Origin of the sequence: Pantoea sp. SORGH_AS_0659 (assembly GCF_031453915.1) — a bacterium.
Classification (GTDB): Bacteria; Pseudomonadota; Gammaproteobacteria; order Enterobacterales; family Enterobacteriaceae; genus Pantoea; species Pantoea leporis.
This window is the reverse complement of the sequence record NZ_JAVJAK010000001.1, coordinates 2,249,249-2,265,106: the sequence shown is the minus strand read 5'-3', so window position 1 is coordinate 2,265,106 and position 15,858 is coordinate 2,249,249. Positions and strand designations below refer to the sequence as shown.

Annotated in this window: 15 protein-coding genes; 7 read left to right on the top strand and 8 right to left on the bottom strand. The window is 58.4% G+C overall.

Translation table 11 applies throughout. The annotated features are described in order from the left end of the window. Nucleotides 1-12: 12 nt before the first annotated feature. Complete coding sequence (locus Q3H59_RS10540; RefSeq protein ID WP_101764432.1) at nucleotides 13-471, bottom strand: RpiB/LacA/LacB family sugar-phosphate isomerase; 459 nt, start codon at nucleotides 469-471, stop codon at nucleotides 13-15. A 446-nt stretch (nucleotides 472-917) separates the two neighbouring features. Here Q3H59_RS10540 and Q3H59_RS10535 point away from each other — a divergent pair, with 446 nt between their 5' ends. The 6 genes from Q3H59_RS10535 (at nucleotide 918) to Q3H59_RS10510 (ending at nucleotide 7,616) form a co-directional block, all read left to right on the top strand. After that, nucleotides 918-2,252: an MFS transporter gene (locus tag Q3H59_RS10535; RefSeq protein ID WP_101764431.1), complete on the top strand. Its 1,335-nt coding sequence runs from the start codon at nucleotides 918-920 to the stop codon at nucleotides 2,250-2,252. Between the two features lies 1 nt (nucleotide 2,253). After that, nucleotides 2,254-3,999, top strand: coding sequence for a dihydroxyacetone kinase family protein (locus Q3H59_RS10530; protein ID WP_309834691.1), 1,746 nt, complete (start codon nucleotides 2,254-2,256; stop codon nucleotides 3,997-3,999). Nucleotides 4,000-4,002: 3 nt separating this feature from the next. Next, nucleotides 4,003-4,776 carry a triose-phosphate isomerase family protein gene (locus tag Q3H59_RS10525; RefSeq protein WP_309834690.1) on the top strand — a complete coding sequence of 258 codons (774 nt, stop codon included), beginning with the start codon at nucleotides 4,003-4,005 and terminating at the stop codon, nucleotides 4,774-4,776. Next, nucleotides 4,776-5,585 carry a sugar phosphate isomerase/epimerase gene (locus tag Q3H59_RS10520; RefSeq protein ID WP_210080639.1) on the top strand — a complete coding sequence of 270 codons (810 nt, stop codon included), beginning with the start codon at nucleotides 4,776-4,778 and terminating at the stop codon, nucleotides 5,583-5,585. The genes Q3H59_RS10525 and Q3H59_RS10520 overlap by 1 nt, the downstream gene beginning before the upstream one ends. A gap of 4 nt (nucleotides 5,586-5,589) precedes the next feature. Further along, on the top strand, nucleotides 5,590-6,447 hold the full coding sequence (locus tag Q3H59_RS10515) for a phosphogluconate dehydrogenase C-terminal domain-containing protein (protein ID WP_309834686.1): 858 nt from the start codon (nucleotides 5,590-5,592) through the stop codon (nucleotides 6,445-6,447). A gap of 194 nt (nucleotides 6,448-6,641) precedes the next feature. Continuing rightward, nucleotides 6,642-7,616: a sugar-binding transcriptional regulator gene (locus Q3H59_RS10510; RefSeq protein ID WP_008104043.1), complete on the top strand. Its 975-nt coding sequence runs from the start codon at nucleotides 6,642-6,644 to the stop codon at nucleotides 7,614-7,616. Here the strand turns inward: Q3H59_RS10510 and Q3H59_RS10505 are convergent, their stop codons facing one another. Further along, nucleotides 7,617-8,144 carry a nuclear transport factor 2 family protein gene (locus Q3H59_RS10505; RefSeq protein ID WP_309834684.1) on the bottom strand — a complete coding sequence of 176 codons (528 nt, stop codon included), beginning with the start codon at nucleotides 8,142-8,144 and terminating at the stop codon, nucleotides 7,617-7,619. Continuing rightward, nucleotides 8,125-8,913: a type IV toxin-antitoxin system AbiEi family antitoxin gene (locus tag Q3H59_RS10500; RefSeq protein ID WP_192411856.1), complete on the bottom strand. Its 789-nt coding sequence runs from the start codon at nucleotides 8,911-8,913 to the stop codon at nucleotides 8,125-8,127. Before Q3H59_RS10500 ends, Q3H59_RS10505 begins: the two co-directional genes overlap by 20 nt. A gap of 246 nt (nucleotides 8,914-9,159) precedes the next feature. On the opposite strand from Q3H59_RS10500, the gene Q3H59_RS10495 reads away from it, so the two are divergent. Beyond that, a complete protein-coding gene (locus tag Q3H59_RS10495; RefSeq protein WP_309834682.1) occupies nucleotides 9,160-10,767 on the top strand; it encodes an ABC transporter ATP-binding protein in 1,608 nt (535 codons plus the stop codon). Here Q3H59_RS10495 and Q3H59_RS10490 read toward each other — a convergent pair. The 5 genes from Q3H59_RS10490 to Q3H59_RS10470 are packed head-to-tail and all read right to left on the bottom strand — an operon-like array spanning nucleotide 10,753 to nucleotide 15,858. Then, nucleotides 10,753-11,571: a rhodanese-like domain-containing protein gene (locus tag Q3H59_RS10490; protein ID WP_309834681.1), complete on the bottom strand. Its 819-nt coding sequence runs from the start codon at nucleotides 11,569-11,571 to the stop codon at nucleotides 10,753-10,755. The two genes, Q3H59_RS10495 and Q3H59_RS10490, sit on opposite strands and share 15 nt — an antisense overlap. Then, a complete protein-coding gene (locus tag Q3H59_RS10485) occupies nucleotides 11,561-12,544 on the bottom strand; it encodes an ornithine cyclodeaminase (RefSeq protein WP_309834678.1) in 984 nt (327 codons plus the stop codon). Before Q3H59_RS10485 ends, Q3H59_RS10490 begins: the two co-directional genes overlap by 11 nt. Next, nucleotides 12,544-13,542, bottom strand: coding sequence for a D-cysteine desulfhydrase family protein (locus Q3H59_RS10480; RefSeq protein ID WP_309834676.1), 999 nt, complete (start codon nucleotides 13,540-13,542; stop codon nucleotides 12,544-12,546). The genes Q3H59_RS10485 and Q3H59_RS10480 overlap by 1 nt, the downstream gene beginning before the upstream one ends. Further along, nucleotides 13,520-14,947, bottom strand: a complete 1,428-nt coding sequence (locus tag Q3H59_RS10475; RefSeq protein WP_309834674.1) for a M20/M25/M40 family metallo-hydrolase — start codon at nucleotides 14,945-14,947, stop codon at nucleotides 13,520-13,522. The genes Q3H59_RS10480 and Q3H59_RS10475 overlap by 23 nt, the downstream gene beginning before the upstream one ends. Then, nucleotides 14,944-15,858 (bottom strand): ABC transporter permease, encoded by a 915-nt coding sequence (locus Q3H59_RS10470; protein ID WP_064738660.1) that lies wholly within the window; start codon nucleotides 15,856-15,858, stop codon nucleotides 14,944-14,946. Before Q3H59_RS10470 ends, Q3H59_RS10475 begins: the two co-directional genes overlap by 4 nt.

Here is a 15,858-nt window from a genome sequence, read left to right as displayed (position 1 = left end):
CGACGTCGGCGCTTATTTAGCGTGGGATACTTGTTCGTAGTAACCGATCTTGTCTACTTTGGCGGTTGAGCCGCCACCTTCAAACTCCGATGCCAGCCAGGCATTCACGATATTCTTCGCCAGCTCAGGCCCGATGACGCGCGCGCCCATGGTCATGATCTGCGCGTTGTTGCTCTTGCGAGCACGCTCGGCAGAGAAGGTGTCATGACACTGCGCCGCACGCACGCCTTCCACCTTGTTGGCGACAATCGCCACGCCGATGCCGGTGCCGCAAAGCAGAATGCCGCGCTCAAATTCGTTCTTCTGGATAGCGGTGGCGAGCGCAAATGCCACATCCGGGTACATCGGACGGTCGTTTTGCGCGTCATTGGTATAATCCGTCACCACATACTCTTTCTCTTCCAGCAGCTTTTTAATCACATTTTTCAATTCGATAGCCGCATCATCGGCGCCAATTGCGATAGTTTTCATCGTCGTTCTCCAGCAGGGTGTGCAATGACGCCTGCACGTTTGTTCAGCAGGCGAGAAGTTGTTCATAGTTAGCCTGCCACAAAATCAATCATATGTTCAATGGTTGTTCATATGAATCGCCATCAGGATCGCGCCTGAATACCTCATCGAACCCCTTGAAATCGCCCGTGCGCCGGCAAATGGGCGTGGTAATCCGATAAATTGACCAAAATCAAATCTTATGCGGCTGCTCACACTTTCGCGTGTTGCAGTTGAGGGATGCACAATTATCCGTGTAGTGTTCATATGTTCGCATGACTATACCAATGTACAAGAAGACCCATCGAGGACTCGAACATGTGTCATTTACACCGTACCTCTCAGTACTCCTGCAGCCAGCGCCTGTTTGGCGATTGGTCAACACCACATCAAGAAATGATCACTCACGCACGTCGTGGAGGTGCGTTATGAACCAACCATCAATGACAGCGGTGGAACAATCCACCATCAGAAAAATCTCCTGGCGCTTAGTGCCGTTCGTGGCGCTGATGTTCTTTATCAACTTCCTCGATCGCACCGCGATTTCGTTTGCCGGCCCCAACGGCATGACGCAAGACCTCGGCCTCACCGCGCTGCAGTTTGGCCTGGCGTCGGGCATCTTCTTTATTGGCTACATTCTGCTGGAAGTGCCAAGCAACCTGGCGCTGCATAAGTTCGGCGCGCGTCGCTGGCTGGCGCGCATCATGATCAGCTGGGGCATTGTCTCGCTGCTGTTTACCTGGGTGAGCAGTGTAGAAGGCTTGTATACGCTGCGTTTGCTGCTGGGTATCGCCGAAGCTGGCTTCTTCCCAGGCGCGATTCTCTACCTAAGCATGTGGGTGCCGGGACGTCATCGCAGCAAAATCCTGTCGCTGTTCTATCTTGCCCAGCCGCTAACGGTGGTGTTCGGTGCGCCATTAGCCGCGTCCCTGATTCAGCAGCACGGCCTGTTCGGCATGGAAGGCTGGCGCGTGATGTTTATGGGCGTGTCGATTCCCGCGATTCTGATTGGTATCGTCGCGCTGTTCTGGTTGGTGGATTCGCCGCGTCAGGCCAAGTGGCTGACCGCCGAAGAGAAAACCTGGCTGACCACCGAACTGGAAGCCGAGCATCAACAGAAGCAGGGCCATCAAAAACACAGCCTGCGCTCGGTGATGGGCAACGGCCGCGTCTGGATGCTGTGCCTGATTTACTTCGGCTTTATTTATGGCCTGTATGCGCTGGCGTTCTTCCTGCCAACCATTATCGCGGGCTTCCAGCAGCAGTTCGGTACCACTTTTAACGTGATGCAGAAAGGGCTGATTACCGGCGTGCCGTACCTGATTGCGGCGGTGGTGATGTTCTTCTGGTCAAAAGATGCCACGCGTCGCGGTTGCAAAACCTGGCATATCGCCATTCCAGCGCTGGCAGGCGGCATCAGCGTGCCGCTGGCGCTGTATATGGATTCGCCGTTCACCACCATTATGGTGATTGCGATTACCGCCAGCTCCATCTTCGCTGCACTGCCGAATTTCTGGACCTTACCCACGCAGTTCCTGACCGGCGCGTCTGCCGCCGCAGCCATTGCTTTGATCAATACCTTAGGAAACGTAGCGGGCTTCTCCGCGGGCTACATCACCGGCGCGCTGCACGACGCCACCAACAGCTACGCCTTGCCGATGTTTGTGGTGGGTGGATTCATGCTGCTGTCCGCGTTCCTCATGCTGTTACTTAATCGCCGTCGCTCGCCGTCTCAGCCGACCTCTTTAGCTCAGGAGCATTAATATGACGTACCTGTTTAACCAACCTTCAGCCTTTGCCGCTGAGCTTATCGAAGGCTTTGTCGCCGCCAACGCCGATAAAGTCCGTCAGGTCACCGGAGGCGTGGTGCGCAGCACCCGCAGCCAGCCGAATACGGTGGCGGTGATTGTGGGCGGCGGGTCCGGTCACTATCCGGCGTTCGCCGGGTTGGTTGGACAAGGTCTGGCACACGGCGCGGCGATGGGTAACTTATTCGCTTCGCCATCAGCGCAGCAGATCTACAACGTAGCGCGTGCGGCCCATAATGGCGCGGGCGTGTTGCTGATGTTCGGTAACTACGCCGGGGATGTGCTGCACTTCGGCCAGGCGTGCGAGCGTTTGCGGGCGGAAGGTATCGCCTGTGAAGTGCTGGCGGTGACCGACGATATCTCCAGCGCGGGTAAAGATGAGCTGGAGAAGCGTCGCGGTGTGGCTGGCGATCTGTGCGTGTTCAAAGCCGCCTGCGCCGCGGCTGAAGCGGGTCACGATTTATCAAAGGTCCTGCAGCTGGCACAGCACGCGAATAGCCGCACGCGTACATTTGGCGTGGCGTTTTCCGGTTGCAGCCTGCCGGGCGCTTCGCATCCGCTGTTCGAAGTGGAAAAAGGGCGCATGGCGCTGGGACTGGGCATTCACGGCGAGCCGGGGATCAAAGAGACCGACATGCCGAGTGCGGATGAGCTGGCCGAGATCTTCGTGGAGCGCTTGCTCAATGAATTGCCAGCCGACATCCCGCAGGCCGAAGGTCAGCGCGTGGCGGTGATCCTCAACGGTCTGGGCTCGGTGAAATATGAAGAGCTGTTCGTCGTCTATCGTCGCGTCGCGCAACTGCTGGAGGCCGCCAACCTGCAGGTGGTTGAGCCGGACGTCGGTGAGTTTGTCACCAGCTTCAATATGGCCGGTGCGTCACTGACGCTGATGTGGCTGGACGATCAGCTGGAAACCTTGTGGCGCGCGCCGACTAATACGCCAGCGTACCGCAAAGGCAGCGTATTGGTTGCCGAACCGTTAAGCGCCGCTGACCGCATTGAAAGCATGGAAGAAGCCTTGCCAGCAGCCACCGCGGAATCGCAAGAGAGCGCGAAGCGCGTACTCCAGCTGCTCGAATCCGTGGCGGAAATGTTACAGCGTAACGCTGAACGCCTTGGCGATATCGATGCGGTGGCCGGTGACGGCGACCACGGTATCGGCATGGAGCGCGGCGTGCTGGGCGCGGTTGAGAAAGCGCGTGAAGTCGCTGCGCGCGGTGCCGGGGCGGGCAGCTTGCTGTGCCGCGCGGCAGATGCGTGGGCCGATAAAGCGGGTGGCACCTCCGGCGCGTTGTGGGGCGTGGCGCTAACTGCATTGGGTACCGCGCTTGGCGATCGTCAGACACCAGATGCACAGCGTGTGGCCACCGGCGTGCGTGAAGCAAAAGAAGGCATTATGCACTTTGGTAAAGCGCGCGTTGGCGATAAAACCATGGTGGATGTGCTGGTGCCGTTCAGCGACAGCCTGAATGAGGCGGTTGCCGCCGGTGCGTCGTTAACGGACGCCTGGCTGAAGGCGGCGCAGGTGGCTGATAAAGCTGCGCAGGACACCGCGCAGCTGGTGCCAAAAATGGGGCGTGCGCGTCCGCTGGCAGAAAAAAGCGTTGGCACGCCGGATGCCGGAGCCATTTCGCTGGCATTGATCGTCAATACCGTCGGCGATCTGCTAAAAGAACACAGTGCCTCTGAACAAGGAGCTTGAAGCATGTCTCAGCCAAAAATCTGGCTCGGCGTCAGTTTAAAAATGTACTTCGGCTATCAGCAAACCTTGCAATGGTGTCGTGATGTAGCGGCATTAGCCGACCATGCTGCGGTGAAAAACGGCGACGTGGGCTTGTTTGTGTTACCGGCTTATCCAGCGATTCCGGCGGTTGCAGCCATCTTCGCTGACACGCCGGTGCGCTTCGGCGCTCAGGATGTTTGCCAGGCGGAGAACGGAGCCTGGACCGGTGAAGTCAGCGCCAGTATGTTGCAGGAGTTGGGCTGCTCGCTGGCCGAAATTGGTCACGCTGAGCGCCGTCGTCATTTCCACGAAGACAAAGTGCAAATTGCTGCCAAAGTGGCGATGTCGCTGCGTCATGGCATCACGCCGGTGCTGTGTATCGGTGAAGAAGTGCAGGCAGAACCGCAGCAGGCAATCGCGCTGTGCCAGCAGCAGCTGGCCGAAGCGCTGGCCGAGTCGGCGCAGCAGGGCTTAAAGGGCGAAGTGTTCTTTGCCTATGAACCGCAGTGGGCAATTGGTGCGCCGCAACCGGCACCGGACAGCTACATCCGCGCCGTGTGCGCCGGATTGCAGCAGCTCGCCACGCCGCCCGGCATCACCCTGAAAATCATTTACGGCGGCAGTGCCGGTCCGGGACTGATTCAGCGCCTTGGCGCGGACGTAAATGGCCTGTTTCTGGGGCGCTTTGCCCACGATCCCAAAGCGTTGGCACAAATTATTGATGAAGCCAGTGAGCTGGCTCAGGAGCTGCGTTAATGAGCCGTATCGGACTCAGTACCTACGCCTTTTTCTGGCGCATGTCATCGAAAGTCCCTCATCCGCTGACGCTGGAGCAGATGCTGCAACAGACCGCCGAACTGGATGTGTCGGTGTTTCAAATCTGCGACTACCCGGCGATTGAAAGCTGGACTGACGCACAGCTGCTGACGCTGCGTCAGCAGGCTGATGCGCTCGGCATCACGCTGGAACTCGGCACGCGCGGCCTCGGCACTGCGCATCTGCGTCGTTATCTGCACATGGCGGAGATCCTTGATGCGCGCGTCATACGCTCGATGTTCTACACCGCCGATCACCGCCCCACGCTTGACGAAGCCGCCGAGCTGATTGGCGCAGTGTTGCCGGATTTTGCCCGCCAGCAGGTGCGTCTCTGTCTGGAGACATACGAGCAGGTGAACAGCGGCGCGATGATGTCAGTGATCAACAAGTTCCTGTCTCCGTGGCTCGGCGTGTGTCTCGACCCCGCCAACTGTGTCGCCGGACTCGAACTGCCAGAGCAGGTGATTGCCAACACCGCCGCGCGCGTCGGCAATCTGCACATCAAAGACTTTGCCTTCACGCGCCGTGATGGCTGGATCGGCTTTACCTTCGCCGGCTGCCCGATGGGCGAAGGCTTGCTGGATTACGACCGGATGATCGCCAGCGTGCGCCCGGCGGATAAAGGCATTAACCAAATCGTCGAACATTGGTTGCCGTGGCAAGACGATGCCGCTGTAACCTGCGAGCGAGAAGCCGAATGGACTCGCCGCACCGTTGAATTCTTACGTAGTAAACAAGATCAGGAGTAACAACATGAGCGTGCAACTGAAAACCATCACCGTGATTGGCGCGGGCGGCAAAATGGGTATGCGTATTTCTGCCAACTTCCAGAAAAGCGATTACCAGGTGTTTTACTGTGAGAACTCCCCCAAGGCGCAAGAGCAGGTGAGCGCACAGGGGCGCGAACTTTCTGATGCCGCCTCCGTGGTGCCATTGAGCGACGTGGTGATTCTTGCTGTGCCGGATATCGTGCTGGGCAAAGTGTCTGAAGACGTGGTGCCACAGATGAAACCGGGCGCGATTCTGCTGACGCTGGACCCGGCGGCGGCCTACGCCAATCTGATCGCCCATCGTGATGGCATTGAATACGCGGTGGCGCATCCTTGCCATCCGTCGGTATTCCTTGAGCGTTACACCAAAGAAGAACATGCCGATGCCTTCGGTGGTATCGCGGCGATTCAGCACGTGGCGGCTTCCTATGAAACTGGTTCTGATGAGCAGAAAGCCGAGCTGAGCAAGGTGATCAGCGTGATGTACGGCCCGGTGGAGCAGGTGCATTGGGTCACCGTGACGCAGCTGGCGTATCTGGAACCGACGCTGGTGGAAACCGTAGCCTGCATGGTGGGTGCGTTTATGAAAGAGGCGCTGGATGAAACCGTGAAGCACAGCGGCGTGCCGGAAGAAGCGGCTAAAGCGATGTTGTACGGCCATATTCAGATCGCGCTCGCCGTGGCGTTCCGCGCGACCAACCCGTTCTCGGATGCCTGCATGATCGCCATGGAGTACGGTCGTGAGAAGATTGTGAAACCTGACTGGAAACAGATCTTCGATCAGAAAGAGCTGGATATCGTGATTGCCCGTATGCTGAAAATCGACGCCATCAAGCGCTAAGCGTGACGCTCGATCGACTCGCGGCGCTGTGGTCTGGCGAAGCGAGTCGTATCAATGATATAACTCCCTGCCAAAGTCAGATCTCGCCCCATTTTGTAGGGTCGCCATTTATGTTGACCTGGTGCGCATCAATTCGCACCCTACATGGCGCGGTCGCAACATCTTCATATAACGCCCAAAAAGACAGGTTACGGATGGAAAAAAACACGCTTTCTCAGGACTCCGAGCTGCTGACGGAAATAGCTGTCGCCTATTATCAGGACGAAATCACCCAGGAGGAGATTGCGCGTAAGTTTGGTATTTCCCGCATTAAAGTCGGCCGGCTGCTCAAACGCGCACGCGAAGAGGGCATCGTCGAAATCAACGTGCGCTACCATCCCGTCTTCAGCACCCGCCTCGAACAACAGCTGCAAAATCGCTTCCCACAACTGCAACGTGCGCTGATAGCGCTCGATCAGCCCGATCAGGAAGAGCAGCGACGTCAGGTCGCCGCGCTGGTGTCGTCACATTTAGCGCAGTCGCTGAAAGACGATGCCATTGTTGCCGTTGGGCAAGGACGCAACGTGGCCGCTGTCGCCGATTATCCCGGCCAGGTGCCGACGCGTAATTGTCTGTTTATCAGCGGTATTGGCGGCACGCATCGTCCCGGTGATGCCATTAACGCCGACCATATCAGCCGTCGTCTGGCGAAGAAGTTCGGCGGCATCAGCGAAACGCTTTACGCGCCCGCTTATGTTGAGAACCGCGCGTTGCGCGATGCGTTTATGCAAAACGGCACCATCAAAGAGACGCTGGACCGCGCGCGTAAAGCCGACGTGGCGCTGGTGGGCATCGGCGACATGAACGAAAACAGCTATATGGTGAAACTCGGCTGGTTCACACCGCACGAAATCATCGACGCCAGCGTTAATCAGGGCGTGACGGGCGATGTCGCCGGCTACGACTTCTTTAATTCGCAGGGCCAGCACGTGGATACCGTGATGAACGATCGCGTCATTGGGCTGAGCATTGATGAACTCCGCAAGATTCCCTGCGTGATCGCCATTGCCGCGGAAAATACCAAAGCGATGGCGATCCTTGGGGCATTGCGCACTGGCGCGATTGATATTATCGCCACCACCGCGCAGAACATCCGCACCATTCTGAGTTTATCGCAGGAGAAGGTTTAGTTAAACGGCCAACCATTGCTTCGCGTCGTGTTTGATCTTCTGCTCCAGTTCACTGCCGCGCGTGGCATATACCCGCTGTAACGGAAAGCCGCTCTTTTCCAGCAAATACGCCAGCGTGGCGTATTCACGCGGATATTTCGCCACCACCGCCGGATCTATCTCCACCAGACCCAGCGGGAAGGTAAAGGTCCCCATATCGTAAATACTTTGGCGACGTACCAGTCGCCAGACGCCGTCGCGTTTTTCAGCCATGTCATAAAAGCGGTTGTGGCATTCACAGCCGACATTCAGTTTTACATTCTCGGCGATGATCATCGCATTGGTTTCAAGAATCGGTTTGCTGCCACTTGCGCTGAAGGTAATCGCCGGAGCGGCAATCAAATGTTTGGTGCGCAGATCGGATTTACCCATGCGCATTGAACCTGCGACAAAGTCACTCGCCAGCCCTTCAAATCTGGTAATTTCTATCGTGCCATCGGGGTGGAACAGATCGCGTAATTGCTCCCATTCACCCAGATCGCGGTGCATCCTCCTTTGGCACTGTAATGTTCCACTTATTATCAAGTCGGCCAGCTTTGGCAAGTTCACGTTTTCCGCTGCCAAAATCATATGCCTCCGGATGCAGGTGTTTAAGCCAGGCATGATTATGTCTTTCCGCCAGCCACATAAATAATCGCTTTGCTTTAATACTGGAGCAGGCTCGCAAAAGTGCGCCTATTTTACGCGGTGACAGCGTTGAGAGTCCTTGCATAAGTTGATCGGCATGTTCAAAGCTGATCGTTTTGGGTACGTCGTTTAACACTTCCAGCATGGCTTTTTCAGGTCCGGAATAGTGCAAGGCTGGCAAAGAGTCATGCCACACCTCTTCGCGGAGGAATTTCTTCTCATGCATGAGTGATTCTGGCCAGATTTTACGCGTACTGTGGTAATCAAAATGCGTATTGATGCCGAGTTTGTTTAACCAGGTCGGCATCGGCGCCGCCGAGTAGAGCTGAACACTAGCTAACTTGCCACGCGACTGATAGTGCGCTAAACCGTCTAACTCCAGAGCGGTTAATCCGCCGACATGAACCGGATGTTCCTGCATTCTTTGCAACGAAGTCACCACGCCTTTCCACAGTAGAGGTGCAGGTTCACGCATATAAACACCGGGTTTAAGCGATATCAACGTGCCGCTCTTCACTGCATTATCAATGAAGTGCGGGTTTAAATCGTTCTCCTGCAGCCATGTTTTCGTCGCGATTAAGCCAGCAGGAATCAAGCTTCTCAGCCGCTTTCTACTTTCAGCATTCAGCATAAGCCACCCGTTTGCGAATCATGTAACTGGCGGCGATTATTGCCGTCGATATGAAATAATATAAACCAATGATACAAAAAAGTTTATCATTTTACGATTCAACGGCAATCATCGCCGTTAATACGGCGTATTTTAAACCTGGCGTACAGCCTTATGCCGCCACGCGCAGTGCCATAACTTAACGGTCTTGTTCGTGCTATGTTCAGGATATATCCTGTATTTTTCCTTGTTGAGAATCCCTGCCTGATGACTAACGCGCGCTTGCTCTCGGTTGAAAATCTCTCGCTGCACACTCACGATCAGCGCTTGCTGGTGGATAACATCTCTTTTCATCTCGATCGCAAGGAAATCCTGGCGTTAGTTGGCGAATCGGGATCTGGCAAAACCTTGACCTCGCTGGCGCTGATGAGTTTGTTGCCGGCGGGCGTGCAGCAGAGTGGCGGCCGCGTGGTGTTCAATGGCGAGCCGCTGGATGCGCGCACAACCCAGCAATTGCGTGGTTGCCGCATCGCCACGGTGTTTCAGGAGCCGATGACCAGCATGAATCCCACGCTGCGTATTGGTGAACAGATTGCCGAAGTGCTGGTGCGGCATCGTCAGTTTGGCTGGAAACAGGCGCAGCAGGAAGCGATAGCGCTGCTGGATCGCGTCGGCATCGTCAATCCGGCGCAGCGCGCGCGGCAGTATATCCATCAGCTGTCGGGTGGCATGCGGCAACGGGTGATGATCGCCAGCGCCATCAGCGGTCAACCGGAGTTATTGATTGCCGATGAGCCGACCACCGCGCTGGACGTTACTATTCAGGCGCAGATTCTGGCACTGTTGCAGGAGTTGCAGCAGGAGATGGGCATGGGGATCTTGTTGATCACCCACGATCTCTCGGTAGTGGCGCGCTACGCCGACCGCGTCTGCGTGATGCAGCAAGGGCAGCTGGTTGAACAGGGTGCGGTGCTGAGTACGCTCGGCGCGCCAACGCATCCTTACACGCGCAAATTGATTGCTGCTTCGGCAGCGCAAATCCCCGAGGCGACTGCGCCGGTTGCACAGCCGCCGCTGCTGGTGCTGCGCGACATCAGTAAAAGCTATCCGCTGCCGCGCCGCATGCCGCTGTGGCCGGCCAAACGGCAAACCGTGTTGCATCCGGCGAATCTGTCGATTGCGCAGGGCGATATTGTCGGACTGATTGGCGAATCCGGCTCCGGTAAAACCACATTGGGCAGTGCGGCGATTGGCCTGATTACGGCGGATGGCGGCGAAGTGCATTTTCAGGGGCAGCATTTGCAGGGCCGTCAGCTGCATAGCTTACGTCGCCACACGCAGATTATTTTCCAGGATCCTTATGCCAGCCTGAATCCGAAAATCCCGGTTGGTGAGCAGATCGCCGAACCGCTGCGCGTCTGGCAACTGCGCAAAGGTGCGGCGGTGGATGAGCGAGTCAAAGAGCTGCTGGCGTTGGTGGGATTGAAGGCCGAACATGCCACACGTTTGCCTGGTGCGTTCTCGGGCGGCCAGCGTCAGCGTATTGCCATTGCGCGCGCGCTGGCGATGGAGCCGAAGCTGCTGGTGGCGGATGAAGCGGTAGCGGCGCTGGATTTATCGGTGCGCGGGCAGATTCTGGCGCTGTTTAATACGCTGCGCCACAAGCTGGGATTATCAGTGCTGTTTATCAGCCACGATCTCGGCGCGGTGCGTCAGTTGTGCGACCGCGTGGTGGTGATGTATCACGGCAGGATTGTGGAGTCCGGCGCAACCGCCAGCGTGATTAACCATCCACAGGACAATTACACCCGCCAGCTGCTCGCCGCTGCGCCGGACGTGCAGCAGGCGCTGGCGCTGCGATCAGCTGCCGTGTAACAGCGGCAGTTCGTGATGTTCGGCCCATTCGTGCCAGGAACCGACGTACACCGAAACATGGGGATAGCCCGCCAGTTTTAACGCCGCCAACACCGTGGCGGCGCGGGCACCACGATGGCAATAAACCTGCAACTTCGCGTTTTGACTCAGTCCTGCCGCCGCGGCGCGTGCGGCAATCTGCTGCGCTGATAAGAAATGGCCGTTGGCGATGACATCTTCCCAGAACAGCAGCTGAGAATGTGGAATCCGTCCCGCGCGCTGGCAGCAGGCATGCGCAAAGCTGCCGTCAAACTCGCTGGGGCGACGGGCATCCACGTTGATCACCGCCACGCCATCCGCTGCTAGTACCTGTTCACGGCTGCACACCAGCTCGCGATTCCACGCGGGTGCGTTGGCTGCCGGTGGATGCGCCACGGTGCGGCTTAATCCCAATCCCGGCGCGAGTTCATAGCCTGCCGCAATCCAGGCATCGACGCCGCCATCCAGAATCAGCGCATCATCACGCTTGAGCAGCCATGCGAACCAGGCGCCGCGCGGTGAACGCATGCCAACCTGCTGCTCGAAAAACACCGGCGTGGCGTTGGGATACGCGGTAAACATCGGCTGCAGTGCGGTGGCGGCTTCGGCTGCCATCACCGCTAAACCTGTCTCGCTGCAATCCTCAATAAAATAGTCGTAGACGTTACAGTGCTGCGCGCCAGGCAAGGTGGCGCGTTGCCAGTCGGCAAATTCGCGGACATCGATCAGCAGAAACGCTTCGCCGTGCGCCTGGCGCTGATGCAGTGAAAGCACATCAATGATCATGCAGGACTCCTGAAAACAGCGACTGCAACGAACCGAGCTCGTCGTGCTCAGCGGCCTGTAACACGCGGGCGGCGAGGGCGATATCAAACACGTTGAGGCCAAATGAGGAGAAATAGACGCTGTCATCGGGCTGTGGACGCCAGTGATCCAGCAGCAGCGCGGCGAGATCGGCCGCCACATCCTGTTCAGCAAACTCCCCGGCGCGGAACATCTGGAACAGGCTTTTGGCGCTGCGCTGGGCAAAATCGCCCCACGCATCCACCACCACCTTGCTGCTGGCTTTGATGGCGGCAAAACTCACTTCGTGATAACCGACCTGCAAAATGATCCTGCCGGGACGTACCGCTGCGGCGTCGACAATCGGCTGGTCGGCGCTGGTACAGGTCAGCACGGCGTCATAAGGCTGCGCCAGAGCGAGTGGCAGATCGGTTTCGATTTGCACTTCGCGCAACGCGCTGAGTTTAAAAGGAGAGCGATTCCACACGCCAATCTGTTCCAGCTGCGGAAACAGCTGCTGCAGCATGCGCAGATGCGCCTGCGCATGCAAACCAGCGCCGAGCAGCAGCACGCGCTTTACCGGACGCGGTGCGGCCAGCTGTAACGCCAGTGCGCTCACCGCCGCAGTGCGCGCCGCGGTGAGTGCCCCGCTGGCTAGCAAGCCGCGCGGAATGCCGCTCTGCGCATCGTTAATCAGGGTCAAGGCTAGGGCGGCGGGCAACGCATCCGGTCGCTGGGGACGATGTGCCGTCCACTTCACGCCTGCGGCATTGTAGCTGCCGCCGACGCGCGCCGGTAAGGCATACGCTTTACCGAGCGGCGTACCGAGGTCGATGTGATTTTCGGCGGGCATCTGCGCCTCGCCGAGACGCATCAGCTGAATCACCGCTTTGACGTCTTCCAGCGCTAAAGCGACATCCCCGCCGCCTAATTGCGCGACGGTGGCTTCATCCAGTACACGCAACAAGGCTTCCATTACGCCTCCAGCAGGCGATCGGCGAAGGGATAAAGCGCCGGAGAACCGCCACAATGCACGAAGGTCACGCGCGATCCCTGCGGAATGCGCCCCTGTTCGACCAGCGAGAACAGGCCGTGCATCGCTTTACCGGTGTAGACCGGATCCAGCAGCACGCCTTCCAGTTGGGCGAGTTGATAGATGGCAGCGATGCCGCCGTCCGATGGCACGCCGTACGCCTGACCGACATAACCATCCTCAATCCAGATATCCTCCGGCTGCCACTGCTGCGGCCATTGCAGCAGATCGGCACAATCCTGCGCCATGCCGGCAATGCGTGGCTGAAACCAGTCGGCTTTGGCGCTGACGCTCACGCCAATCACCTTAGTATTGGGCCAATAGCGACGCGTACCCACATGCAATCCCGCCAGTGTGCCGCCGGAACCGGTGGGCGCGACGATGAAATCGGGTGCGGGCGTCTGGCTTGGTGCCAGCTGCGCTGCTATCTCTTCCACTGCGCGTACATAACCCAATGCGCCGAGTGGCGTTGCGCCACCCAGCGGAATAATCATGGGGGTTTCACCTTGCGCGAGAGCCGCATCCGCGTGCGCCTGCATCGCACCTTCAATCTGGCTGAAATAGCCGTCGGGATCGAGGAACTGCACCTCGGCCCCGAACAGCTTATCCAGCAGCAGATTACCCTGCCAGCTTGCGGGCGGATTGCCCCGCAGCACCAGCACCGGACGCATACCAAACTTGCGTGCGGCGGCAGCCACCATGCGGGCGTGGTTCGACTGATGCCCGCCGGTGGTGATCACCACATTCACGCCTGTTTTACAGGCCTCCGCCATCAGATACTCCAGCTTGCGGACTTTGTTGCCGCCGCCGCCGAAGCCACTGTAGTCATCACGTTTGATCGTCAGCGTAATCCCAAGTGCCTCACTGAGCCGCGGCAGCGGCTCGTGAGGAGTGGGGAAGAAGCCGAGCGGAACGCGTTCAAACTCTTCTACTGATTTCATTATTTACTACCTTTATATTTTTGTGTACTGCGGTGTTTCCCTGGTGTGGCGCGACCCGGCCAATGGCCGAATCATTGAATGCGTTGAGCCACAGGCTCATGGATTGCTGGAAGCGTTCGAGTCCCGCCAGCGTGACAAACTCATTAACGGCGTGCGCGTTGCCGCCGTGGCCTAATCCGCCAATCAGAAAGGCGGGCGCAACGGCCGCGAAAGCGTAGGCGGGCGCACAGCCCGGCGCCCACGGCCAGATTTGCGGTGCCGCACCCAGCGTTTGATAGCTGGCGATTAGGGCATCGACGCCGCTGGCGCTGCGGCTAAAGCGCACGCCGGGATAGCGATCAAACAGGTGCAGCTCGCTGCCGGCTAAATCGGCTTGTGCCAGCCGCTGCTGCACGTCGGCAATCATCGCGTCCTGATCGAAACCCGGCGGGATGCGAAACGCCAGTTCCGCGCTGGCACGGAACGGGATGACGCCGCGTCCGCCCGGCGGATCGCTGTGCAGTTCTGCCAGCGTTAACACCGCGCTGCCGAGCAGCGTTTGCAGGCAGCTCAGCGTATCGCCGGCGATCATCAGGCGCTGACTGCGACGGAACTGCAGTTCGTCATTGATGCTGAATTCGGCGGCTAAGGTCGCCAATAACTGATTCGCCTCCTCGTCCGTGGCGTGACACGCCAATACGCCGCTGTGTTCTGCTGGCGCGATGGCATCTAATGCCTGTACTAAACGCCACGCCGGATTGGCGATCCAACCGGCATTGCTGGCATGAATCGCGGAGGACGGTCCGCCCCATGCGCCGCCGGTGACGCTGAGGCGTCCGCTGGCCAGTCCGGTAAAGCCCAGATAGACGCGCGGTGCGCCGCCACCGTATTCGCACAGTGACGGAAACAGCACGGCTTCAGCGGGAGCAATCGGGCAAGGCTGTTGCGCCAGATAACGCCGCAGCGCGCCGCTGCCCACTTCCTCTTCACCTTCAAGCAGGATTTCGATATTAAAATCGAGCTGCTGGCTCTGCTGCAGTTCACGTAGCAGAATCAGCAGGGCGGCGACCGGGCCTTTATTGTTCTCTGCACCGCGTCCGACAAATACCGCGCCGAGATCGTCCCAGTGACACACGCCACCGACAAACGGCGGCACATCCCAGCCGGCATCATCCGCAGGCATTACGTCATACATGTTGTACAGCACCACGGTTTTGCTGCTGCCGTTATCGATGCGTACATGGACCAGCGGCGGGACATCATCGGTTTGAGACGCCACCGGATAGACGATCGCGGCATTCAGCTGCGCCACCATCCACTGTTCCAGCCAGGCGGCCAACCCGCGCTGCGAGGATAACTGACCGGCTACGCTTGGCCAGCGCGTCAGTTCACTCAGCAGTTCAAGCGTGGCGTCAAGGCGACTCATAAACGAATCCTCGGGTTCAGCACCAGATAGAGCAGGTCGATCAGCAAATTGATCGCCACAAACACCACGGCGGCGAGCAACACAATCGCCTGCACCAGCGGGAAATCGCGGTTTTGAATCGCCTGAATCGCCAGACGACCAATGCCCGGCCAGGCAAAAATAATCTCAGTCACCAGTGCGCCGCCGAGCAGCGAGGCGAAATACATGCCCTGTACGGTGATCACCGGAATCAGTGCGTTACGCAAACCGTGGCGTACCACGATGCGCCAGGCGCTGAGCCCTTTGGCGCGCGCGGTGCGGATATAATCCTGTTGCAGCACATCCAGCAGGCTGGCGCGCGTCAGGCGGGCCACGGCGCTCATGTAAAACGCACCCAGACTGAGCGCCGGCATCACCAACGCGGCGAAAGTGCCGTAACCGCTGGAGGGCAGCCACTGTAACTTCAGGCTGAACAGCAGAATCAGCAGCAGCCCGAGCCAGAACACCGGAATCGCCTGGCCGGAGAAGGCCAGCAGGCGACATAACAAATCCCACAGGCTGTGCGGTCTCAGGGCGCTGATAATGCCGAGCAGCAGACCGAGCAGCGAACTCCATGCCAGCGCACTCACCGCCAGCAGCGCCGTCGCCGGCAGACGTTCGGCAATCAACGCCAATACCGGCTGGCTGTAGCGCAGCGATTCACCAAAATCCCCGTGCAGCACGCCGCCAAGATAGTGGCTGTATTGCCACAGCAGCGGACGATCAAAGCCCATGCTATGACGAAAAGTAGCGATCTCCTGCTGGCTGGAGCCGGGCGGCATCATCAGCGCCGCCGGATCGCCCGTCATGTGCAGGCTAAAGAAAATCAGCAGCGACACGCCGAGCAGCACTAATACCGATTGGCCAAGGCGATTGAGCAGAATGTTCAGCAT